General features: G+C 66.6%; 15 protein-coding genes and 2 riboswitches. Of the genes, 5 read left to right on the top strand and 10 right to left on the bottom strand.

The genetic code is table 11. The features are described 5' to 3' along the window. Window positions 1-85 precede the first annotated feature (85 nt). The 5 genes from ASD71_RS01725 to gcvP all read left to right on the top strand — a co-directional run bounded on the left by ASD71_RS01725 (window position 86) and on the right by gcvP (window position 6,599). Window positions 86-700, top strand: a complete 615-nt coding sequence (locus tag ASD71_RS01725) for a superoxide dismutase (protein ID WP_056559067.1) — start codon at window positions 86-88, stop codon at window positions 698-700. Window positions 701-730: 30 nt separating this feature from the next. Next, a complete protein-coding gene (locus ASD71_RS01720) occupies window positions 731-1,624 on the top strand; it encodes a ZIP family metal transporter (protein ID WP_056559064.1) in 894 nt (297 codons plus the stop codon). Window positions 1,625-1,689: 65 nt separating this feature from the next. Beyond that, window positions 1,690-1,791: riboswitch (glycine riboswitch) on the top strand. Between the two features lie 45 nt (window positions 1,792-1,836). Then, window positions 1,837-1,959, top strand: a riboswitch (glycine riboswitch). Between the two features lie 86 nt (window positions 1,960-2,045). Beyond that, the gene (gcvT, locus tag ASD71_RS01715) at window positions 2,046-3,146 is read left to right on the top strand and encodes a glycine cleavage system aminomethyltransferase GcvT (RefSeq protein ID WP_056559060.1); all 1,101 of its coding nucleotides are present in this window, start codon (window positions 2,046-2,048) and stop codon (window positions 3,144-3,146) included. A 99-nt stretch (window positions 3,147-3,245) separates the two neighbouring features. After that, entirely contained in the window at window positions 3,246-3,623 is a 378-nt protein-coding gene (gene gcvH, locus ASD71_RS01710; protein ID WP_056559057.1) for a glycine cleavage system protein GcvH, read from the top strand. A 102-nt stretch (window positions 3,624-3,725) separates the two neighbouring features. Next, complete coding sequence (gcvP, locus tag ASD71_RS01705; protein WP_056559054.1) at window positions 3,726-6,599, top strand: aminomethyl-transferring glycine dehydrogenase; 2,874 nt, start codon at window positions 3,726-3,728, stop codon at window positions 6,597-6,599. A 418-nt stretch (window positions 6,600-7,017) separates the two neighbouring features. Here gcvP and ASD71_RS01700 read toward each other — a convergent pair whose 3' ends face one another. The 10 genes from ASD71_RS01700 to ASD71_RS01655 form a co-directional block, all read right to left on the bottom strand. Continuing rightward, on the bottom strand, window positions 7,018-8,973 hold the full coding sequence (locus ASD71_RS01700; protein WP_056559051.1) for a DUF945 family protein: 1,956 nt from the start codon (window positions 8,971-8,973) through the stop codon (window positions 7,018-7,020). A gap of 228 nt (window positions 8,974-9,201) precedes the next feature. After that, window positions 9,202-10,677, bottom strand: a complete 1,476-nt coding sequence (locus tag ASD71_RS01695) for a M81 family metallopeptidase (protein ID WP_056559048.1) — start codon at window positions 10,675-10,677, stop codon at window positions 9,202-9,204. A gap of 29 nt (window positions 10,678-10,706) precedes the next feature. Continuing rightward, a complete protein-coding gene (locus ASD71_RS01690; RefSeq protein ID WP_056559044.1) occupies window positions 10,707-12,116 on the bottom strand; it encodes an amidase in 1,410 nt (469 codons plus the stop codon). A gap of 27 nt (window positions 12,117-12,143) precedes the next feature. Then, entirely contained in the window at window positions 12,144-13,853 is a 1,710-nt protein-coding gene (locus tag ASD71_RS01685) for an ABC transporter ATP-binding protein (RefSeq protein WP_056559042.1), read from the bottom strand. A gap of 5 nt (window positions 13,854-13,858) precedes the next feature. Continuing rightward, window positions 13,859-14,764, bottom strand: a complete 906-nt coding sequence (locus ASD71_RS01680; protein ID WP_056559039.1) for an ABC transporter permease — start codon at window positions 14,762-14,764, stop codon at window positions 13,859-13,861. 10 nt (window positions 14,765-14,774) lie between these two features. Next, on the bottom strand, window positions 14,775-15,716 hold the full coding sequence (locus ASD71_RS01675; protein ID WP_056559037.1) for an ABC transporter permease: 942 nt from the start codon (window positions 15,714-15,716) through the stop codon (window positions 14,775-14,777). 66 nt (window positions 15,717-15,782) lie between these two features. Further along, window positions 15,783-17,348, bottom strand: a complete 1,566-nt coding sequence (locus ASD71_RS01670; protein WP_056559034.1) for an ABC transporter substrate-binding protein — start codon at window positions 17,346-17,348, stop codon at window positions 15,783-15,785. Window positions 17,349-17,427: 79 nt separating this feature from the next. Continuing rightward, window positions 17,428-18,939: a M81 family metallopeptidase gene (locus ASD71_RS01665; RefSeq protein ID WP_056559031.1), complete on the bottom strand. Its 1,512-nt coding sequence runs from the start codon at window positions 18,937-18,939 to the stop codon at window positions 17,428-17,430. A 230-nt stretch (window positions 18,940-19,169) separates the two neighbouring features. Continuing rightward, on the bottom strand, window positions 19,170-20,663 hold the full coding sequence (locus ASD71_RS01660) for a CoA-acylating methylmalonate-semialdehyde dehydrogenase (protein WP_056559028.1): 1,494 nt from the start codon (window positions 20,661-20,663) through the stop codon (window positions 19,170-19,172). Between the two features lie 105 nt (window positions 20,664-20,768). Beyond that, window positions 20,769-22,094: an aspartate aminotransferase family protein gene (locus ASD71_RS01655; protein ID WP_056559025.1), complete on the bottom strand. Its 1,326-nt coding sequence runs from the start codon at window positions 22,092-22,094 to the stop codon at window positions 20,769-20,771. Window positions 22,095-22,110: the final 16 nt, after the last annotated feature.

The raw sequence follows: 22,110 nt of genomic DNA, 5'->3' as shown, positions 1-22,110 counted from the left end.
GTGATATCAAATAAAAATACATATCATTTATGTTTTGATCTTTATCAAGCCTGTCCCGCCAGGGACGGATCAGCCGGAGACTCGCATGGCCTACACCCTTCCGCCCCTGCCGTACGCCTATGACGCGCTGGAACCCCACATCGACGCGATGACGATGGAGATCCACTACACCAAGCATCACCAGACCTACGTCAACGGCCTGAACACCGCGCTGGAAGGCGCCGGCATCGCGACGGACGAACCCGTGGAAGCGCTCGTCTCCCGCATCAAGGAGTTGCCCGAAGCCGTGCGCGGCGCCGTGCGCAACCACGGCGGCGGCCACGCCAATCACAGCCTGTTCTGGTCCGTCATGTCGCCGCAGGGCGGCGGCGAGCCGGATGGCGCGCTGGCCGCGGCCATCGACGCCGAGCTGGGCGGGCTGCCTGCCTTCAAGGAAGCCTTCACCAAGGCGGCGCTGACCCGCTTCGGCAGCGGCTGGGCCTGGCTGAGCGTGACGCCGGCCGGCAAGCTGGTGGTCGAGAGCAGCGCCAACCAGGACAGCCCGCTGATGGAAGGCAACACGCCGATCCTGGGCCTGGATGTCTGGGAACACGCTTATTATCTGAAGTACCAGAACCGCCGGCCGGAATACATCGGCGCTTTCTACAACGTGGTGAACTGGCCCGAGGTCTCGCGCCGCTACGCTGCGGCAAAGGGCTGAGCGAATCTCCCGAAAGGAGCGCAGCCGCATATGAATACCTTCAGCCGTCATCGCGTGCGGCCGGCGGCCACCAGCATCAGCGTCTGGACGCTGGCCGTGATGGTGTCCTGCCTGGCCCTGTACCAGCTCTGGGTCTACCTGGACGTGCGGGCGCCGCACGTGGCCGACGCGCTGCTGGGCGGTCTTGTTGCGGCCGCGGCCACCGCGCTCGGCACCCTGCCCATTCTCTTTGCCCGCACCATTCCGCAGAAGGCGCAGGACAGCATGTTCGGCTTTGGCGCCGGCGTCATGCTGGCCGCCAGCGCGTTTTCGCTGGTCGCGCCGGGCATCGCCGCGGGCGAGGAGCTGGGCTACGGTCCCTGGGGCGCCGGTCTGACGGTCGGCGCCGCCTTGCTATTGGGCGCAGCCGTGCTGCTGCTGATGGACCGGGTCCTGCCGCACGAGCATTTCATCAAGGGCAGGGAAGGGATGGAGGCGCACCGCCTGCGCCGCACTTGGCTGTTCGTGTTCGCGATCATGCTGCACAACCTGCCCGAGGGCCTGGCGATCGGCGTGGGCTACGCGGCGGGAGATCCCGTGCGCGGCACGGCGCTGGCCACCGGCATTGCGATCCAGGACATTCCCGAGGGGCTGGTTGTGGCGGTGGCCCTGCTGGCGGCCGGCTACAAGCGCACGTTTGCCGTGGCGTTGGGCATGCTGTCGGGGCTGATCGAGCCCGTGGGCGCCGTGCTGGGCGCTGCCGTCGTCGGCTGGTCGGCGCCGCTCCTGCCGTGGGGCCTGGGCTTTGCCGCGGGCGCCATGCTGTTTGTCATCAGCCACGAAATCATTCCGGAATCGCACCGCAAGGGGCACGAGGTCTACGCCACCTGCGGCCTGATGATCGGTTTCGTGCTGATGATGCTGCTGGATACCGCGCTGGGATAGCGCCGGCAGGCATGCAACAGGCCTAGGCTTACCCCGGGCTTTCGTTGTATGCTTTCGGCGCTGTCACGCATGCTGCGGGAGAGAGCGGCCGAAGGCGTCAAGCCCGGCCGCCGCCGAAGGCGCAATTCGCCCAGAATCGCTCAGGTAACCGATACCGCGCAGGCTTGTCCCGTCCCGCATTTGCCGCCATTGCCGGCCATGCGGACGTGGCAAAACAGCACTCTGGAGAGACCTGGCGCCGCACCCAAAACAGGGACACTGCGAGCAGCCCAGGCGCCGAAGGTGCAAACCCGCCACGCGGGGCAACTCTCAGGCAAAAGGACAGAGGGGCGGAAGATTCAGCCGTTGCGCGGGCGCCGTCCGTCCGCAACCAGCGGCATTCCGTAACCCTGGCATCGCTGCCGTCCCGGAGTTCCCCCGCATGTCCGCATCCCTCAAACGCACCCCGCTCGCCGAAGAACACATCGCCGCCGGCGCCCGCATGGTCGATTTCGGCGGCTGGGACATGCCGCTGGCCTACGGCTCGCAGCTCGAAGAGCACCATGTCGTGCGCCAGGACGCCGGCATGTTCGACGTCTCGCACATGCTCAACGTCGATGTGACGGGCCCCGATGCCTTCGCCTTCCTGCAGCGCCTGGTCGCCAACGACGTCGCCAAGCTGACGGTGCCGGGCAAGGCGCTCTACAGCTGCATGCTGAACCCGCAGGGCGGCGTCATCGACGACCTCATCATCTATTTCTTCGCTGCCGACGAATGGCGCGTGGTGGTCAACGCCGGCACGGCCGACAAGGACGTGGCCTGGATGCAGCGCGTCAAGCAGGCAGGCGCGTTCGACGTGACCATTGCCCCGCGCCGCGATCTGGCCATGGTGGCCGTGCAGGGCCCCAACGCCCGCGCCAAGGTCTGGGCTGCCCGCCCGGCCTGGCAAGCCGCCAGCGAACCGCTGACCCCCTTCGTTGCCGCCCGCGTGGGCGGCGACACGCTGGTCGCCCGCACGGGCTACACCGGCGAAGACGGTTTCGAAATCGTCCTGCCCGCCTCCGAAGTCGTGCAACTGTGGCGCGACCTGATCGCCCAGGGCGTGCGTCCGGCGGGCCTGGGCGCGCGCGACACCCTGCGCCTGGAAGCCGGTATGAACCTGTACGGCCAGGACATGGACGAACTGACGCAGCCCGGCGAAGCCGGCCTGACCTGGACCGTGTCCGGCAAGAACGCCGAGCGCCGCTTTATCGGCCGCGACGCGATCGAGCAGTTCGCCAAGCCCGCCACCTTCATTGGCCTGAAGTTGCAGGAACGCGGCGTCATGCGCGCGCACATGGCCGTGCGCACCGCGCAAGGGGTGGGCGAACTGACCAGCGGCACCATGTCGCCCACGCTGGGCGTGTCGATCGGCTTTGCCCGCCTGCCGCAAGGCGTGGCAGCGGGCGATACGGTCGAGGTCGACATCCGCGGCAAGTGGGTGCCCGCCGTGGCGTGCAAGCTGCCTTTCGTGCGTAACGGCAAAGCCGTCGAACACTCGTAAACTCGAAGCTTCGCGCGTGCGCCGGCCCGTTCTGGGCAACGGCCGCCCGCGCGAGGCGCGCAACACCATTCATCTACCCGCATTCCCTCAGGAGTTCCCATGAGTCTGCCCACCGATCGCAAGTACACCGAGTCCCATGAATGGGTCAAAGCCGAGGGCGACGTGTTCGTCGTCGGCATCACCGACACCGCCCAGGAACAACTGGGCGATCTGGTCTTTGTTGGCGACGTGAACGTCGGCGCCAAGCTGAGCGCGGGCGAGACCGCCGGCGTGGTCGAGTCGGTCAAGGCCGCCTCGGACATCTACGCGCCCGTGTCCGGCGAAATCGTTGCCTTCAACGAAGAACTGGAAAGCAACCCCAACCTGATCAACGAATCGGCCTTCACCGCCTGGATCTTCAAGATCAAGCCGGACAACGCCGCCGACGCCGACAAGCTGCTGGACGCCGCCGGCTACGAAGCCGTCGCCAACGGCTGATGCCGCACGCGGGGAGGGCGGGCCGCTGCGCGGCGCCGCCTCCTCCGCCAGACGCAATACCGTCCGTTCGCAGGACGACACCCGCTACCCCGAGATCCCCCCATGTCGCGCGCCCTAGACACCCATACCGACTTCATCCCCCGCCACATCGGCCCCTCCGACGCCGACCAGGCCGCCATGCTTGCCGTGATCGGCAGCGATAGCCTGGACGCCCTGATCGAAGAAGTCGTGCCTCCCAAGATCCGCAGCAAGGAGCCGCTGGCGCTACCCGCATCGCGCAGCGAAGCCGACGTGCTGGCCGAACTGAAGCAGGTGGCGGGCCGCAACAAGGTCTACCGCAGCTACATCGGGCAGGGGTACTACGGCACGCAGACGCCGAACGTGGTGTTGCGCAACATTCTTGAGAATCCCGCCTGGTACACGGCCTACACGCCCTACCAGCCCGAGATCTCGCAGGGCCGCCTCGAAGCCCTGCTCAATTACCAGACCATGGTCGCCGACCTGACCGGGCTGGACATCTCCAACGCCTCGCTGCTTGACGAAAGCACCGCCGCCGCCGAAGCGATGACGCTCGCGCGCCGCAGCGCCAAGTCCAAGAGCCCGGTGTTCTTCATCTCGCGCCACGTGCATCCGCAGACCATCGAAGTCGTGCGCACGCGCGCCGAGGGCCTGGACATCGAGATCCGCATCGGCGACGAAGCCGAAGGCCTGCCCGAGTGCTTTGGCGTGCTGCTGCAGTACCCGCACAGCACGGGTTCGGTGTCCGACTACCGCAAGCTGGCCGAAGCCGCCCACGCGCAAGGCGCCGTGGTCGCATGCGCGACCGACCTGCTGGCGCTGGCCGTGCTGGCCGCGCCGGGCGAGTGGGGTGCCGACATCGCCGTCGGTTCGGCCCAGCGCTTTGGCGTGCCGTTCGGCTTCGGCGGCCCGCACGCCGGCTTCATGGCCTGCAAGGACGCATTCAAGCGCAACATGGCCGGCCGCCTGGTCGGCGTGTCCAAGGACGCGCAAGGCAATCCCGCGCTGCGCCTGGCGCTGCAGACGCGCGAACAGCACATCCGCCGCGAGAAGGCTACCTCCAACATCTGCACCGCGCAGGTGCTGCTGGCCGTGATGGCCGGCATGTACGCGGTGTGGCACGGCCCCGCCGGCATCCGCCGCATCGCCGAGCGCGTGCAGCGCGCCACCGCCATCCTGCGCGCCGAGCTCATCAAGCTGGACGTCAAGGTCGCCAGCGACACGTTCTTCGACACGCTGCTGGTGGAAACCGGCGCCGCGACGCCCGCCATTCTGACGGCCGCCGACTGCGCGCACATCAACCTGCGCCGCGTCGATGGCGCCCGCCTGGCCATCTCGCTGGACGAAACCGTCACCGCGGCCGACCTGCAAGCGCTGGTCAACGTCTTCGCCTCGGGCCTTGAACGCGATGACGTCGAACTGGACATCGACGCGCTCGACGCCGCGGCCCCCAGCGGCATTCCCGCCGCGGTCGCGCGCGAAAGCGCCATCCTGAAGCATCCCATCTTCTCCAGCATCCAGTCCGAAACCGACATGCTGCGCTACCTGCGCAAGCTGGCCGACAAGGATCTGGCGCTGGACCGCACGATGATCCCGCTGGGCTCGTGCACCATGAAGCTCAACGCCACGGCCGAGATGATCCCCATCACCTGGCCGGAATTCGCACTGATCCACCCGTTCGCGCCGGCCTCGCAAAGCCAGGGCTACGTGGAACTGATCGATCGTCTGTCCGCCGCGCTGTGCGAAATCACCGGCTACGACAACATCAGCCTGCAGCCCAACTCGGGCGCGCAGGGCGAATACGCGGGCCTGCTCGCCATTCGCGGTTACCACCAGGCCAACGGCCAGCATCAGCGCAACATCTGCCTGATCCCGTCTTCGGCGCACGGCACCAACCCCGCCTCGGCGCAGCTCGCCGGCATGGACGTGGTGGTGGTGGCGTCCGACGCCAACGGCAACGTGGACCTCGCGGACCTGCGCGCCAAGATCGAACAGGTCGGCGACAAGCTGGCCGCGCTGATGATCACGTACCCGTCGACGCACGGCGTGTTCGAAGAAGCCGTCACCGAAATCTGCGATCTGGTCCACCAGGCCGGCGGCCAGGTGTACCTGGACGGCGCCAACATGAACGCGATGGTCGGCGTGGCCAAGCCCGGCAAGTTCGGCTCGGACGTGTCCCACCTGAACCTGCACAAGACGTTCTGCATCCCGCACGGCGGCGGCGGACCCGGCGTGGGCCCCGTGGCGGTGCGCTCGCACCTGGCGCCTTACCTGCCGGGCGTCGTGAACGAGCAGGGCAAGCTGCCCGGCGACGCCAAGGTCGGCCCGGTTTCGGCCGCGCCTTTCGGCTCGGCCGGCATCCTGCCGATCCCGTTCGTGTACATCGCGCTGATGGGCGCGGACGGCTTGCGCCGCGCCACCGAAGTCGCCATCCTGAACGCCAACTACATTGCCACCCGCCTGCGCGGCCACTACGAGGTCCTGTACGCGGGCCGCAACGGCCGCGTGGCGCACGAGTGCATCCTGGACGTGCGTCCGCTCAAGGAAACCAGCGGCATCAGCGCCGAAGACATCGCCAAGCGCCTGATGGACTACGGCTTCCACGCGCCCACCATGAGCTTCCCGGTCGCGGGTACGCTGATGGTCGAACCCACGGAATCCGAAGGCGTGGCCGAGCTGGACCGCTTCATCGACGCGATGATCGCCATCCGCGAAGAGATCGCCCAGGTCGAACGCGGCGAACGCGACCGTGACGACAACGTCCTGAAGAATGCGCCGCATACCGCGCAGATGCTGCTGGCCGAGGAATGGCTGCACGACTACCCGCGCCAGCAGGCCGCCTACCCGGTGGCGACCCTGCGCGACGGCAAGTACTGGCCGCCGGTCGCCCGCGTGGACAACGCCTACGGCGACCGCAACCTGGTCTGCGCGTGCCTGCCGATCGAGGCGTACGCGTAAGGTTGCGGTTGGAAGGTGTCTGACACCCTAGGGAGATGCGCTTCAGCCTGTCGCGGCGTCTCAGCGGGTGTCAGACACCTTGGCATTGGAAGGTGTCTGACACCCTAGGGAGATGCGCTTCAGCTTGTCGCAGCGTTTCAGCGGGTGTCAGACACCTTGGCATTGGAAGGTGTCTGACACCCTAGGGAGATGCGCTTCAGCCTGTCGCGGCGTCTCAGCGGGTGTCAGACACCTTGGCAACGGTTGGAAGGTGTCTGACACCCTCGGGAGACGCGCTTCAGTTTGTCGCAGCGTTTCAGCGGGTGTCAGACACCTTGGTAGTGGAAAGTGTCTGACACCATGTCAGCACCATGAAAAAAGCCCCCGACCTGTACAGGCGGGGGCTTTTTCTTGGGGCCGGTGTCAAGCCGGCCGCGCATTACTTCGCAGGCGCCTTCGCCGCGGCGCTGAAGTCTTCGGCGATGCTGATGAACGTGTTGAGCAGGATCTGCAGGTTGTCCTTGCCCAGGCCGCCTTCGGCGTTCATGTCCATCTGCAGCACGGCCTGGTTCTTGTCATCCAGGTAGGCGCGGCTCCAGCGGTACTCCTGGTTCCAGGCGTTGATGGCCTTGAGCGTCATCGGCTTCTTGGTGGCGTACGTGGCGGTCGCGACCAGGTCCAGGCACTTTTCCGTGAAGTCATTGCACAGGAACTCCAGGCGCAGGTCGGTGGCGCCGGTGGTGCCCGGGTTCAGGACCAGCACGGGGCCGTCGGTGCCGTCGCTGCGGGTGACCGTGTAGCCCATGTCGTCCAGCATGCTGGCGACGTCGTCCAGGTTGAAGTCCTGCATGACGCCCGCGACCGGCGCGGGGGCGGCGGGTTCGGCGTCCGGATCCATGCCGATGCCGGACAGCTCGTCGTCATCGTCCATCGCGCCCATGCCGGTCGCGCCCAAGAGGCCGCTGAACAATTCCTCGGCAGGAATCTTCTGGCCGTTCAGGTCGCCCATGCCGTCGGCAAAGGTGAACTTGCCGACGATGTTGTCGCCGTCGTTCTTGCCGACATTCATCATTTCGGCCATGCCGGCCATCTGGCGGATGTTTTCGTCGGCGTCGGCCGCGGCTTTCTCGGCGGGCACGCCTTCGGTCTTGATGGCGTACTGCACCATCAGGTCCTTCACCATGGGCTTGGAGATCACCAGCGAGGCGTCGATCTTCTTGATCGCCTGCACCGCGATTTCCTGCGGGGTCAGATCCTTGGCATTGGCCGGGTTGGCCAGGTCAAGCGTGAAGGTCAGCTTGCTTTCGCCCTTGGCCGTCTTCCAGCTCAGCGGATCGATGCTGAACGACGGATTGCCCGCCAGCAGCTTGCCGGCGTTATCCAGCAGGACGTCGAACTGCTCGTCCTTCAGGCCTTCGTCGCTTGCGCCCAGCATGTACTGGCGCATGAGCTGGTTGTACGTGTCCGAGAGCTGCTTGACGGCCTGGCCATCCAGCCGGGCCAGCTTGATCACGGCTTGGCCGTTGCCCAGCACCACATCGTTCACAGTCAGGTCGCCCGTCTGGTACGCGGCCTGCACGTTGATGGCCTTGTCGTCCTCGGACAGCTTCACGCCGTAGCTGAAGTTGTCCAGCGCAACCTTCATGTTGTCCGTCGGGCGCAGCACGTCCACGCGCTTGATCTTCAGGTCCGAATTGCCCATCGAGATGCCGAACTTGCCCATGCGGCTGTCGACGTCCATGGTCAGGCCCGCGATGGTCATCTTGACGGGGTCGCGGCTCTTGGTGCCGTCGACGGCCAGCTTGTCCATCACGCCGTGCGCGGTGACGGCCTGCGTGGCGCGGTCGAAGGTGCCTTCCATCCGCATGCCGCTGAAGTCGAGCGCATTGCCGTCATGCGTGACGACGATCGGTGCGATTGCGGCGGTGGACGTGGCGTTGCCGCTGTAGCTGACGATGGCGTCGCCCATCAGCGGGGAGACGTCCTTGGTCAGTTCGAAGACGGGCTTGATGTTGTCCGTCTTGGCGATCTCGGTGTGGATGAACGCCAGCTTCGGAGCAATGGCGCCGCGCGACAGGGCGCTCTTGGGGAAGGGGCCGTGCTCGATGTTCGCGTCGAACTCGATCATGCCGGCGGGCAGATCGTCCAGGCCCTTGTCGTTCTTGACGAGCGACACGCCATAACGCGCCTGCGTCGAGAACAGGCCGCGCTCGTACTTGAGCTGATCGATGCGCAGGCCGAACAGCGGCGTGATCTTGGCGAGCTTTTCGTTGGCCTGTGCCAGATGACGCTGCGCGTCCTCTTCGATGCGCTTGCCGGTGTACCACGTGGCCCCGACCCAGCTTCCCGCTCCCACTATGACCACGCCCAGGGTGATCGCTACGCTCTTTTTCATCGTTCTGCTTGTATCGTTGATTGTCGAGTCATATCCGGCAGCGGCTTATGGCGCCACGCTCGTCCGTGCGAGCGGAACCGTCCGGGATACACGTATTCATCGGCCTGTCAGGCCCGCGGCGGAGTATACCGAGACGCGTGTCCCGCTGAACGCGCGCGCAGTTACCGAAGATTTCAAAATGAAAGCCGGCGCTCGAGGCGCCGGCTTTTGTCGACAAAAGGCCTGGCCTCAAAGCGGATCAAGCGGATAGATCGGACGGCGCACGTGCTTGAACTCGACCTGGCTGTAGTCGGAAGTCGTGACGCCCACGCCGGTACATTCGATGATCTCGGTCGCCATGTCCGAGAAGCCCGCGCGCCAGTGGATGCGGCTCTTCAGGACCACGTAGCGCTTTTGCAGGGGGTCGATGCCGGCCGACAGCAGGCAGTTGATGTCGAAGGGTTCCTGGTGGCGCGAGACCACCACGATCTCCACGCGGCCGGTGTCGATCACCACAGTCAGGCCGGTGTCGTTGCGCACGCCGCGGTACATCGGGCCGCGGTTCAGATAGACGCCGTCGAACACCAGTTTGACGCGGCCGGTGACTTCAAGCGGGTTGCTGGGCTGCTTGATGGCCGGCATGGGCAGCTTGCCGCCCAGCTTGAGCGTGATGGTGTTGCCCACGCCCGCGGCGGCGGCTTCCTTTGCGGCCTGCGGGTCGCAGATCGCGTAGAAGACCACGTTGTCCAATTCCTGGCGCAGCACTTCGGCCAGCACGGCCGTCGTGTCCATCGTGCCGCCCGAGCCCGTGTTGTCGTAATGGTCCAGCAGCACGACCGGGCCTTGTTCGATGGCCTTGGCGCGCGCGATGGTGGGCGCCAGCGGTTCCGAATGAAACACCCAGTCGGCGCGGCCGTTCCACGCGCGGTCCAGCAATTCGTCGCGATGCTGCTCGGCGGCGGCCAGGTTGCCGTCTGTACAGACGACGGCGCTCAGGCCGGCTTCGCGAATGTCCGCATGGGGAAATCCCACGAAGACGGACGCCGCCAGCACACCGCTGGCCTCAAGTTCCTTGCACCGCTCCTGCAGCGGTTTGTTGGGCGCGGCGTGCGTGCCCTGGCACATGATGTGCGGCAGCATGGGCTTGTTGGCCCACGTCATCACCGGCTTGATCTCGCCTTTTAACGTGCGGACGATGACGTTTGCGGCGCGCACGCCCGCATCGCGGATATCCACGTGCGGATAGGTGTGAAAGCCGCTGATGACGGTGGCGTTGCGCACGATGTCATCGTAGATGTTGGCGTGCATGTCCAGCGTCACGGCAACGGGCGTCGTGGGATCGATCTCGCGCAGGCGGCGCAGCAGGTCGCCCTCGGCGTCCTCCACGCCCTCGGCCACCATCGCGCCGTGCAGGTCCAGCAGGATGGCGTCGAAGCCGCCCCGCTTGACCTCGTCCAGGATCAGCGTGCACAGGCGTTCGTGCGTCTGCGCGCTGGTGGGGCCGCTGGGCCACGACTCGGCCGCCACCGGCAGCACGATCTCCGCGCCCTCGCGGCGGGCGACCTCGATGTAGCCACCCAGGCCGCTGTCGGTGCTTTCGTAGGCCTTGATGGCGCGGTCGCCGGCCAGGATCTCGGGACTGCCGCGAAAGAAACGTTCAAGAGGGGTGGGCACGGGCGAAAACGTATTCGTCTCGTGCTTGATCATTGCCAGAAGCCAACGCATGGGGAATTCCTGTGGGTTGCCGTGGAAATTCAGTGTGCCGCGGGCGGCTGAGGCCAGGGGCGCTGTGCGGGGCGCATCCGTTCCCAGGCGCGCGCCACGCGCAGCACGCCCAGGTCGTCAAAGCGCGCGCCCGCGATCTGCAGGCCGATGGGCAGGCCCGCCTTCGTGTAGCCGCAATTGACCGAGGCCGCCGGCTGCTCGCTCATGTTGAAGGGCAGCGTGAACCCGATGTGGTGCATCGTCGTGGCGACCTCGTTGGTGGGCGAGGGCCATTCGGCGTTGTAGGCCACGACGGGCGCGACCGGCGACAGCACGTAGTCATACGGCGCGCAGGCCGCGACGGTGCGCGCCCGCACGTTCAGCGTTTCGTAGTAGCTGCGGAAGACGTCTTCGCCGCTATGCCCGCCGCCGCTCTCGGCCCAGGCGCGGATGAAGGGCAGGATCTTCGCGCGGCGTTCCTCGGACAGCGCGCCAAGGTCGATGGCCGAGCGCGTGCGCCAGAACTGATCGACGCCGTCGAGCATGCCGGGCGTCATCCAGGGTTGCATGGGCGTGACGATGGCGCCTGCCGCCTCGAAGGCGCGCGCGGCGGCTTCCACCGCATCGCGGGTCTCGGGATCCAGCGGCAGACCGCAGCCCGCGTCCAGCAGCAGCCCGATGCGCAGGCCGCGCACGTCGTGCTCCAGGTTCAGCCAGTCGATCTCCTGGAACGGCAGGCTCATGTGGTCGCGCGCGTCGGGCTGCGACAGCACGCCCATCATCAGCGCCGTGTCGGTGATGGTGCGCGTCATCGGGCCGGCGCAGCGGCCCATGAAGGGCGGATCGATGGGAATGCGGCCCAGGCTGGGCTTGAGCGTGGCGATGCCGCACCAGGCGGCCGGCAGGCGGACCGAGCCGCCGATGTCGGTGCCGATGTGCAGCGGGCCATAGCCGGCTGCTGCCGCGGCGCCGGCGCCCGCGCTGGAGCCGCCGGGGTTCTTGGTCAGATCCCACGGATTGCGCGTCAGTTCATGAAAGCTCGACAGCCCGGACGACAGCATGCCGTAGTCGGGCATCGTGGTCTTGCCCAGCAGCACGGCGCCGGATTCGCGCATGCGCGCGGCGGGCGGGGCGTCGCCTGCCGCTGGAGTCAGGTCGGTGGCCGCAGTGCCCAGCGGCACGGGCACGCCGCGCGTGGCGATGTTTTCCTTGATGGTGGCGGGCACGCCATCCAGCGTATACCCGCCGCAGGCTTGCGGTTCGCCCTTCATCCAGCGGGCCTCGGATGCGCGGGCCATGGCCAGCGCGCCTTCCGGATCCAGCGCGTAGGTGGCTTTCAGCCGGGGCTCCCAGCGCTCGATATGGTCCAGCACCGACCGTGTCGCCTCGACGGGCGACAGGGTCTTGCTGCGATACGCCTCGAGGAGTTCCTGGGCGGACATTTCATGCGGTTGCGGCATCTCGGTTCCAGTGGGTCGGAAAAGGCGTCAGGCGGCCGGGGAGGTGGCCGGGGATGAAGCTGGCAACAAGCCGGGCGCAATGGGCCGGAAATTGCGGAAGTCCCAGTCGCGGCCGGGGGCGGCGTCGATCAGGGCCCGCGTGTAGGCGTGGCGCGGCTCGGTCAGCACAGTTTCGGCGGACCCAGTTTCGACCACCTGGCCGCGTTGCATCACCATGATGGTGTCGCAGATCTGCGCGGCCACGCGCAGATCGTGGGTGATGAACAGCACGCCTACGCCCGTGCGCTCGCGCACCTGTTCCAGCAGCTCCAGCACCTGCGCCTGCACGGACACGTCCAGCGCCGAGACGGCCTCGTCGGCCACGAGGATTTCGGGGTCCATGACCAGCGCGCGCGCGATGCAGATGCGCTGGCGCTGGCCGCCCGAAAACTGGTGCGGATAACGCCGCATGGCATCGGGGCTCAGGCCCACCACGCTGAGCGTCTCGCTGGCGCGTTTGAGCGCCTGTTCACGGCCCACGCCAAAGTTCAGCAGGCCCTCGATGATGGATTCGCCCACCGTGCGGCGCGGGTTCAATGACCGGTACGGATCCTGGAACACGATCTGGATGCGGCGGCGCACCGGGCGCAGCGCCGAGCCGGACAGCGTGCTCAAGTCTTCGCCGCCCATCATCATGTGGCCAGCGGTGGGTTCGATGAGCCGCACGATGCAGCGCGCGACCGTCGATTTTCCCGATCCGGATTCACCGACGATGCCCAGGATCTCGCCCTTGCGCAGCGTCAGGTTGACGTCCGTGGCGGCGACGACGTGCTGCGCCGCCTTGCGCGAAAACAGCGAGCCCTTGCCGCCGTAGGTGCGGCCCAGCCCCTTGACGTGCAGCACCGGCGTGCCGGTTGGGGGTTCGCGGCGCGACGGCACGAGGCTGGGCACCGACGACACCAGGCGGCGAGTGTAGGACTGCTTGGGCTCGGCCAGGATCTCGTGGCGCGTGCCGCTTTCGATCAGGTCGCCGCGGTTCATGACGACGATGCGGTCCGCGATCTCGGCCACCACGCCAAAGTCGTGCGTGATGAACAGCACGGCCGTCTGGTGCTTGACCTGCAGCTCCTTGATGAGCGCCAGGATCTGCTTCTGCGTGGTGACATCCAGCGCCGTGGTGGGCTCGTCGGCGATCAGCAGCTTGGGTTCCAGAATCAGAGCCATCGCGATGACGATGCGCTGGCGCTGGCCGCCCGAGAGCTGGTGCGGATAAGCGTCGTAGATGCGTTCGATGTCGGGCAGGTGCACGGACTGGAACATGTCCAGCACCTTAGTGCGGCGCTCGGCGGCCGACATGTTCTTGCGGTGCAGCCGCAGCACCTCGTCGACCTGCTTGCCCACCGTATGCACCGGGTTCAGCGCGGTCATGGGTTCTTGAAAGACCATGGCCATGCGCGTGGCCCGCAGCTCGCGCAGGCGCCGCTGCGTGGCCGTGGCGACGTCTTCGCCCTCGACGCGGATGGAGCCCGCGCTGATGTTCAGGATGCCTTGCGGCAACAGGCCCATGACGGCCAGCGACGTGACGGACTTGCCCGAACCGGACTCGCCCACCACGCACACCGTTTCGCCGGCGTGTACGTCCAGGCTCAGGTTGCGCACGACGCGGTTGCCCGCGCCGCCGACTTCGACCGACAGGTTGCGGATGGCCAGGATGGCGGACGAGGTATCGCCCGCGGGGGGATTGGGGGAATAGTTCATCGGCATCAGATCCTGCGCACCATTTTCGGGTCCAGCGCGTCGCGCAAGGCGTCGCCCAGGATGTTCACGCTGAGCACGGTCAGCGACAGGAACAGTCCGGGGAACAGGATCAGGCCGGGCAGCATGCGGAAGTACATGCGGCCTTCGGACATGATGTTGCCCCAGGACGCGATCTCGGGCGGGATGCCCGCGCCCAGGAAGCTGAGGATGGCCTCGGTCAGCATGGCGGACGCGAAGACATAGGTTCCCTGCACGGTCAGCGGCGCGATGGTGCTGGGCACCATGTGCCGCCACAGCAGCAGCGGCAGCGGCGTGCCCAGCGCCAGCGCGGCCTCCACGTAGGGTTCGCCCCGCACGCTCAGGATCTGGCCGCGCACCAGCCGCACCACCCGCGGGATTTCCGGAATGGTGATGGCCACGAGCACGGTCGTGATGCTGGCGCCGGTGACCGACACCAGCGCGATCGCCAGCAGGATGCCGGGAATCGCCATGATGGCGTCCATGGTGCGCATGATGGGGCCGTCCAGCGACCGGAACCAGCCGGCGATGACGCCAATGACCAGCCCGAGGGCCACGCTGACCACGGCGGCGCCCAGACCCGCGATCAGCGAGATGCGTGCGCCGTAGGCCACGCGCGACCACACGTCGCGGCCGAACGCGTCGGTGCCCAGGAAATAGTCCGTGAAGGGCTGCTTGAGCCGTGCGCCCGGGTTGAGGAGAGTGGGATCGACCGTGCCCAGCAGCGGCGCGAAGAGGGCGATGAAGACGATCGCCGCCAGCACCACAAGCGCCAGCATGACGGGCCAGCTCTTGAGTCCCTGGCGGATCTGCCGCCAGGCGGTGATGTGGGGCGTGCCGCCTCCGGGGAGGTCGGCGGCCGCCTGTGCGGCGGCATCGGTTGGCGTTTGCATGCTCATGGCGTCAGTACCGGATACGCGGGTCGAACACCGTGTAGGCGCAATCGACAACCAGATTGATGAACACGTAGACGAACGCGAAGAAAAGCGTCAGGCCCTGGATGACCGGGTAGTCGCGCGCCAGCACGGCTTCCACCACCAGCCGGCCGAGGCCCGGGATGTTGAACACCGATTCGGTGACGACGACGCCGCTGATCAAGAGCGCGATGCCCACGCCCACGACGGTGGCGATGGGTACGGCGGCATTGCGCAGCGCGTGGCCAAGCAGCACGCCGGTTTCGCCCAGGCCCTTGGAGCGGGCGGTGCGGATGAAGTCCTCACCCATGACCTCGATGACGCTGGTGCGCGTGATGCGCGCGATGAGCGCCACGTACACGGTGGACAGCGCGAGCGAGGGCAGGATGAGCCGATGCAGGAACAGCCAGAATCCCTTCTCAAGCGGCGTATAGCCCTGCACGTTGAACCAGCCGAGCTTGATGGCGAAGGCCCAGATCAGCAGGTAGCCGGTGACGAACACCGGCACCGAGAACCCCAGCACCGAAAAGCCCATGACGGCGCGGTCCAGCAGCTTGCCCTGGCGCCATGCGGCCAGCACGCCCAGCGGAATGGCGACGAGCAGCGTGAAGACCAGCGTGAGCACTGCCAGGCTGAGCGAAGGCTCAAGGCGCTGCGCGATGAGTTTCGTGACCGGCACGCCGGACATGAGCGAGGTGCCCAGGTCGCCCTGCAGGAGCTTGCCGCCCCAGATGAAGAACTGTTTGACCACCGGCTGGTCCAGGCCCATCGTCTGCCGTATCTGGACGATACGTTCGGGCGTGGCGCCATCGCCCGCCATGATGATGGCCGGATCCCCGGGACTGAAACGCAATATCGCAAAGACCACCACCGCGACCATCACCAGAACCGGGATGGTCGCGAGGAGCCGGCGTGAGACAAATGCCAGCATGTAATTCCCCCAGTACTAATTAGGCCTGCGCGGACTGCATGCCGCGGCGCGCAGGCCCGGAGCCCATCAAGGGGCCTTTTTGACGTTCCAGAACGCGAAGACCGGCGCGTGCACCAAACCCGACAGCTTGGTCGAGTAGACGGTGGGCACGGACATCTGGCCCAGCGGCACGTACAGGCCCTCGTCGATGCCGATGCGCTGCACTTCCTCGGAGATCTTCTTCTGCTCGGCCGGATCCGACGTCAACGCCATCTTGGTGCGCAGTTCCTCGATTTGCGGGAACTCGGGCCAGCCGAACCACGCGTTGTCGCCGTTGGCGGCCGCGGGGGCGGAACGCACGGGGTCCATCACGTCGGTGGCGTACCAGTTGGTGTTGTGGACGTTCCAGCCGCCTTCGGCCGGCGCGGCCTTCGAGGCGCGGCGCGTGGCCACGCTTTGCCAGTCCATCGCCGCCAGGTTGACGTTGAAGCCCGCCTTGCGCAGCGCCGCGGCCATCACGACGGGTTGCGCGGACAGCGTGCCCACGTCGGTGGCGTGCATGACGAGGATGGGCGTGTTGTCGTAACCCGCTTCCTTGAGCAGCGCCTTGGCCTTCTCGATGTTCGACGGCACGACCATGTCCTTGCCGATATCGCTTTCCAGCGGCGTGCCGCAGCCCCACAGCGAGGCGCAGGTCTTCCAGTACTTGGGATTGCCGACCAGCGCCTTCATCACGTCTTCCTGGCCGATCGCGTACATGGCGGCCTGGCGGATCTTCTTGTTGTTGAAGGGCGGGTACTTGAAGTTGAAGCGGTACATCGTGAAGTAGCCGACCGGGCTGAGCGACTCTTCCTTCAGGTCCGGGTTGCCTTCGATCATTGGCAGCAGGTCGTACGGGAATTGCTCGACGAAGTCGATTTCGCCGCCGAGCAGCGCGTTGGCGGTGGTCAGCGCGTCGGGCATCACGTCCCATTCGACCTTGTCGACATGGACGACCTTGCCGCCGGCCAGACCGCTGACGGGTTCTTTGCGCGGCACGTAGTCGGCGTTCTTGACGTACACGGTCTTCACGCCCGGCTTGAACTCGGCGACCTTGAACGGGCCGGAGCCGGTCATGTCGGTGATGGGCTTGCCAATGGCCTGTTCGGCGATGCGCTTGGGCATCATGAACGGCGCGGTGCCAGTGGGCTTGGACAGGGCGCGCAGCGCCAGGTCCGTGGGTTCCTTCATGACGATGCGAAAGCTCTTGTCGTCGATGACTTCGATCTTGTCGGTGAACTTCAGCAGGGTGCGGCCCATGCCGTCGCCGCCGGCCCAGCGCTTGATCGACGCCACGCAATCCTCGGCAGTCACCGGCTGGCCGTCATGCCATTTCTGGCCCGGGCGCAGCGTCATGGTGTAGGTCTTGCCGTCGGGCGAGACTTCCCACTTCTCAAGCATCTGCGGCTGGACCTTGTTGTCGGCATCGGTGGCCAGCAAGGTGTCGTAGATCATGTAACCGTGCCACGTCGTGATGTAGGCGGTGGTGGCGTGCGGATCGGTGAGGCGCAGCGGCGAGTGCATCACCGTCTTGATGACGGTCTCGGCATAGGCGCCATGCGCCATGGCGAGCGTGACGCCGGCGAGCGCGGCCGCTCGGACAAACTTGAGCATGTATTTCCCCTTGAAGCGTAGTGAGCGGCGCGTGGGCCGCTACGTCGTTGACGCGCCGCGGTGAAGCGGCGCGCGAGGGTCAGGCTGTCGCTGCGGTCCGGCCGTCAAACACCGGCCCGCAAGGCGCCATTCTGATGCCGGGACGCAACCGTGTCCATGGTTGTTTTGCCGCATCCATCAGCATGGAGCCGGGCGCCGCGCAGACCAGAATCGTGTGCGCGATGGGCGTGAAATCGGCGCGAAAGTGCGCCGAACTCTTGACCACCAGAATCGCGGCGCGCGTGGGCTCAACGCCGGCAAACCGGAACATCTCCTGGTCGGCCATCTGCACCTTGTTCGAGGCCAGGATGATGCGCACGCCGCCGATGCGAAGGCACGCGCTGGGGCCCAGATCCATGTGAAAGCCGCGATAGAACGCGCCATGCGTATCGAAGCGTCCTTCCGAAGTTTTCTCGACGATGAACTCGGTGTCCAGCGGTTCGTCGTGGGGAATACCCGAGTGTCCACCCAGTGCAATCCGCACCGTGTTGCCTGCACCGGCTCGATGGGCGGCCAGCGCGGCGGCGGGGTCAACAATCAGACCAATGGCCGTATCGCGCGCATCGTGGCGGATCAGGGCGCGCAGTACGCCGGTGGTGTCGGAACTGCCGCCCGCGCCGGGGTTGTCCTGCGCATCGGCGATGACCACCGGCTTGGATGCATCGCGTGCCAGCCGCAACGCTTCCTGCACGGCTTCGTCCGGCGTGTAGAGCTTGCCGCCGAAGTCCTGTTCGGCATTCATGACCGCGCGCGTCATCTCGTCTGCGGCGGCGTCCGCTTCAGCCTGCGTCATGCCGTAAGCCCAGACCGTGGGCGCGCATTCGGGAAAGTCCGCTGCCGGAAACCCGGTCGCAAAGGAAACGCTGGCCGCGCCACGCGCCTCAAGATCGCCCACCAGCTGATACAGGCTGCGCGCCGGCTCGATGTCGGTGGACTGCCAGCACAGAGGAATCAAAAACGGCAGGCTGCGCAGGGCCGCATAATGACGCGGCATGCCGCCCAGCCGCTGCGCCAGCAGGCCGGCGGCGCGCTGCCCGGTCTCGGCCATGTCGATGTGGGGATAGGTGCGATAACAGACCAATGCGTCGGCATGGCGCACCATCGCGCGGGTCACGTTGGCGTGCAGGTCCAGGCTGGCAACGATCGGCACGTTGGGACCCACCAGTTCGCGCACACGCTTGAGCAGTTCGCCCTCGCCATCATCCAGATGCTCGGTGACCATGGCGCCGTGCAGATCCAGATACACGCCATCCAGCGGCATGGCCTGCGACAACCCTTGCAAAATCATCGCGCTGATACGCTCGAACGCATCCCGGGTCACATGCCCCGAAGGACTCGCCGCGGCCCACGTCGTGGGAATCAACGCATGCTGCCCCATGGCCTCGATAAATCCCGCCACCGGAATGTTGGCGCCCGCCACCGCCTCGAACATTGCGGGGCCACTGACCAGCTTCGGCCACCCCCCACCCTTGTCCGCAAAATCTTCCCACGCCGCGCGCGATGGCGCGAACGTATTCGTCTCATGCTGAAAGCCGCCGATCCCGATGCGCATCAGGTTTCCCCTTGTCGTACAGATATTCGGAAGGCGCGGCGAGGCGCCGCGCAGTGTCAATGCTTCAAGCCACGCCCCTCAATCCCGAGGCAAGAACGACGCGCCCCAATTCATGCACGCCCTCCCCAAGCGGGGTCGCGCGGATCCGGGCTCCGCCGGTCCGCTGCGACGCCCCCTGGGGGGAGGCGCTACGCGCCTCGGGGGAGGCGCTACGCGCCTCGGGGGGGGCGTCACTTCGCGACGGGCATCGTGAATTCGGCGCCCTTGGCGATGCTGTCGGGCCAGCGTTGCATCACGCTCTTGTAGCGCGAGTAAAAACGGATGCCTTCCTCGCCGTACGCATGGTGGTCGCCGAACAGCGAGCGCTTCCAGCCGCCGAACGAATGCCACGCCATGGGCACGGGGATCGGCACGTTGATGCCCACCATGCCGACCTTGATCTGGCGGGCGAACGCGCGCGCCACGCCGCCGTCGGACGTAAAGCACGCCACGCCGTTGCCGAACTCATGCGCATTGATGAGTTCCACCGCGCTGGCGAAATCCGGCACGCGCACGATGCACAGTACCGGTCCGAAAATCTCTTCGCGGTAGATGTTCATGGCGGGCTTCACGTTATCGAACAGCGTGCCGCCCAGGAAAAATCCTTTCTCGTTGCCCGGCACCTTCAGGTCGCGGCCGTCCACCACCAGATCGGCGCCGCTGGCGATGCCGTCCTCGATGTAGCCCATCACCTTCTTGCGGTGCTGCGCGGTCACCAGCGGACCCATTTCGGCGTCGGATTGCATGCCGTCCTTGACCACCAGCGCCTTCACGCGCGGCGTCAGGCGTTCGACAACCTTGTCGGCCACGTCGCCCACCGCAACGGCCACCGAGATGGCCATGCAGCGCTCGCCCGCGGAACCATAGGCCGCGCCCATCAGCGCGTCGGTCACCTGATCCAGGTCCGCATCGGGCATGACCACCAGGTGGTTCTTGGCGCCGCCCAGCGCCTGCACGCGCTTGCCGCGCTTGGTGCCTTCGGCGTAGATGTATTCGGCGATCGGCGTGGAGCCGACGAAAGACAGGGCCTCGACGTCGGGGTGCGAGATCAGCGCGTCAACCGCCAGCTTGTCGCCGTGGACGACGTTGAAGACGCCGGGGGGCAGACCCGCTTCGGTGAGCAGTTCCGCGAGGCGCACGGACGCGGACGGATCGCGTTCCGACGGCTTGAGCACGAAGGTGTTGCCGCAAGCGATGGCGACGGGGAACATCCAGCACGGCACCATCATCGGGAAGTTGAACGGCGTGATGCCGGCCACGACGCCCAGCGCCTGACGCATGCTCCAGTTATCGATGCCGCCGCCGATCTGGTCGGAATACTGGCCCTTGAGCAGTTGCGGAATGCCGCAAGCGAACTCGACGATCTCGATGCCGCGCATCACTTCGCCCTTGGCGTCCGAGAATACCTTGCCGTGTTCGCGCGTGATCAATTCGGCCAGTTCGTCCTGGTGCTGGTCCAGCAGCGCCTTGAAGTTGAAGAGGATGCGGGCGCGCTTGAGCGCCGGCGTCTCGGACCAAGCCGGAAAGGCCGCCTTGGCGGCGGCCACGGCCAGCCCCACGTCGTCGTTGGACGCCAGCGGGATCGACGAGGCGATTTCGCCGGTGGCCGGGTTGAAGCCGTCGGTGTAGCGGCTGTTGCCGCCCTCGTAGGGTTGGCCGTTGATGAAATGGGGAATCTTCTTCATGGATGCAAGGCTCGGTGATTCGTCAAAAATGCGGCAGGGCGGCCTGGGGCCGCCCATGTGCGGTTGTCGCGCCGCGCGCCGAGCGGGCGCGCGGATAAGGAAGGATCAGGCAACCTCTTTCAGGATCTTGCCGATCTGTTCGAAGATCTGGCCGATCTGTGCTTCGTCGATGATGAGCGGCGGCGAGACAGCGATGATGTCGCCGGTATACCGCACCATCAGGCCGCTGTCGAAGCAGCGCTGGAAGACTTCGGCGGCGCGTGCGCCGGGGGCGCCCGCGCGCGGCGCCAGTTCAATGCCGGACACCAGTCCCAGGTTGCGCACGTCGATGACGTTGGGCGCGCCCTTCAGGCTGTGCGCGGCTTCCTGGAACGCACCCGACAGCTTGCGGGCGCGGCCAAAGAGGTCTTCGCGTCGGTAGATGTCCAGCGTGGCCAGGATGGCGGCGGCGGCCAGCGGGTGTGCCGAATACGTGTAGCCGTGGAAGAACTCGATGCCGCCCGCCGGTCCGTTGACGATGGCGTCGTGCACTTCGCGCTTGACGGCCACGGCGCCGGCGGGAACGGCGGCATTGCTGACGCCCTTGGCCATGGCGATGATGTCCGGCGTCACGCCAAAGAATTCGGAGGCCGTGGCGGCGCCCAGGCGGCCGTAGGCGGTGATGACTTCATCGAAAATCAGCAGGATGCCGTGCTTGGCGGTGATCTCGCGCAGTTTTTCCAGATACCCCTTGGGCGGAATCAGCACGCCGGTGGAGCCGGCCATGGGCTCGACGATCACGGCGGCGATGGTCGACGCATCGTGCAGGGCGATGATGCGCTCCAGCTCTTCGGCCAGGTGCGCGCCCCACGCGGGCTGGCCCTTCGAGTAGGCGTTCTGTTCAATGTTGTGGGTGTGGGGCAGGTGGTCCACGGCGGGCAGCAGGGCGCCCGAGAACGTCTTGCGGTTGGCCGAGATGCCGCCCACCGAGATGCCGCCAAAGCCCACACCGTGATAGCCGCGCTCGCGGCCGATCAGGCGGGTGCGCTGGCCTTCGCCGCGCGCGCGGTGGTAGGCCAGGGCGATCTTCAACGTGGTGTCGACCGATTCGGAGCCCGAGTTTGTGAAGAACACGCGGTCCATCCCCTGCGGCATCAGGCCCGCGACGGCGGTCGCGGCCTCGAAGGCCAGCGGGTGGCCCAGCTGGAAGCCCGGGGCGTAATCCATGACGCCGGCCTGACGGGCGATGGCCTCGACAATCTCTTCGCGGCCGTGGCCGGCATTGACGCACCACAGGCCCGCCGTGCCGTCCAGGATCTGGCGGCCGTCCGTGGACGTGTAGTACATGCCTTTGGCCTTGGCCAGCATGCGCGGTTGGGCCTTGAACTGCTTGTTGGCCGTAAAGGGCATCCAGAGATGGGACAGGTCGGGCAACTGGGCGGGGGCGTTCATGGTGACTCCAGAAGGG

It is taken from the genome of Achromobacter sp. Root565 (genome assembly GCF_001427425.1).
GTDB classification, from domain to species: Bacteria; Pseudomonadota; Gammaproteobacteria; order Burkholderiales; family Burkholderiaceae_B; genus Achromobacter; species Achromobacter spanius_D.
The sequence above is the reverse complement of the archived record's forward strand: the minus strand, read 5'-3'. Positions and strand labels throughout refer to the sequence as shown.

Excerpts from the sequence above, each read along its gene's own strand:
- ASD71_RS01725 (WP_056559067.1), top strand. The coding sequence starts at position 86 with ATGGCCTACACCCTTCCGCCCCTGCCGTACGCCTATGACGCGCTGGAA.
- ASD71_RS01720 (WP_056559064.1), top strand. The coding sequence starts at position 731 with ATGAATACCTTCAGCCGTCATCGCGTGCGGCCGGCGGCCACCAGCATC.
- gcvT (WP_056559060.1), top strand. The coding sequence starts at position 2,046 with ATGTCCGCATCCCTCAAACGCACCCCGCTCGCCGAAGAACACATCGCC.
- gcvH (WP_056559057.1), top strand. The coding sequence starts at position 3,246 with ATGAGTCTGCCCACCGATCGCAAGTACACCGAGTCCCATGAATGGGTC.
- gcvP (WP_056559054.1), top strand. The coding sequence starts at position 3,726 with ATGTCGCGCGCCCTAGACACCCATACCGACTTCATCCCCCGCCACATC.
- ASD71_RS01700 (WP_056559051.1), bottom strand. The coding sequence starts at position 8,973 with ATGAAAAAGAGCGTAGCGATCACCCTGGGCGTGGTCATAGTGGGAGCG.
- ASD71_RS01695 (WP_056559048.1), bottom strand. The coding sequence starts at position 10,677 with ATGCGTTGGCTTCTGGCAATGATCAAGCACGAGACGAATACGTTTTCG.
- ASD71_RS01690 (WP_056559044.1), bottom strand. The coding sequence starts at position 12,116 with ATGCCGCAACCGCATGAAATGTCCGCCCAGGAACTCCTCGAGGCGTAT.
- ASD71_RS01685 (WP_056559042.1), bottom strand. The coding sequence starts at position 13,853 with ATGAACTATTCCCCCAATCCCCCCGCGGGCGATACCTCGTCCGCCATC.
- ASD71_RS01680 (WP_056559039.1), bottom strand. The coding sequence starts at position 14,764 with ATGCAAACGCCAACCGATGCCGCCGCACAGGCGGCCGCCGACCTCCCC.
- ASD71_RS01675 (WP_056559037.1), bottom strand. The coding sequence starts at position 15,716 with ATGCTGGCATTTGTCTCACGCCGGCTCCTCGCGACCATCCCGGTTCTG.
- ASD71_RS01670 (WP_056559034.1), bottom strand. The coding sequence starts at position 17,348 with ATGCTCAAGTTTGTCCGAGCGGCCGCGCTCGCCGGCGTCACGCTCGCC.
- ASD71_RS01665 (WP_056559031.1), bottom strand. The coding sequence starts at position 18,939 with ATGCGCATCGGGATCGGCGGCTTTCAGCATGAGACGAATACGTTCGCG.
- ASD71_RS01660 (WP_056559028.1), bottom strand. The coding sequence starts at position 20,663 with ATGAAGAAGATTCCCCATTTCATCAACGGCCAACCCTACGAGGGCGGC.
- ASD71_RS01655 (WP_056559025.1), bottom strand. The coding sequence starts at position 22,094 with ATGAACGCCCCCGCCCAGTTGCCCGACCTGTCCCATCTCTGGATGCCC.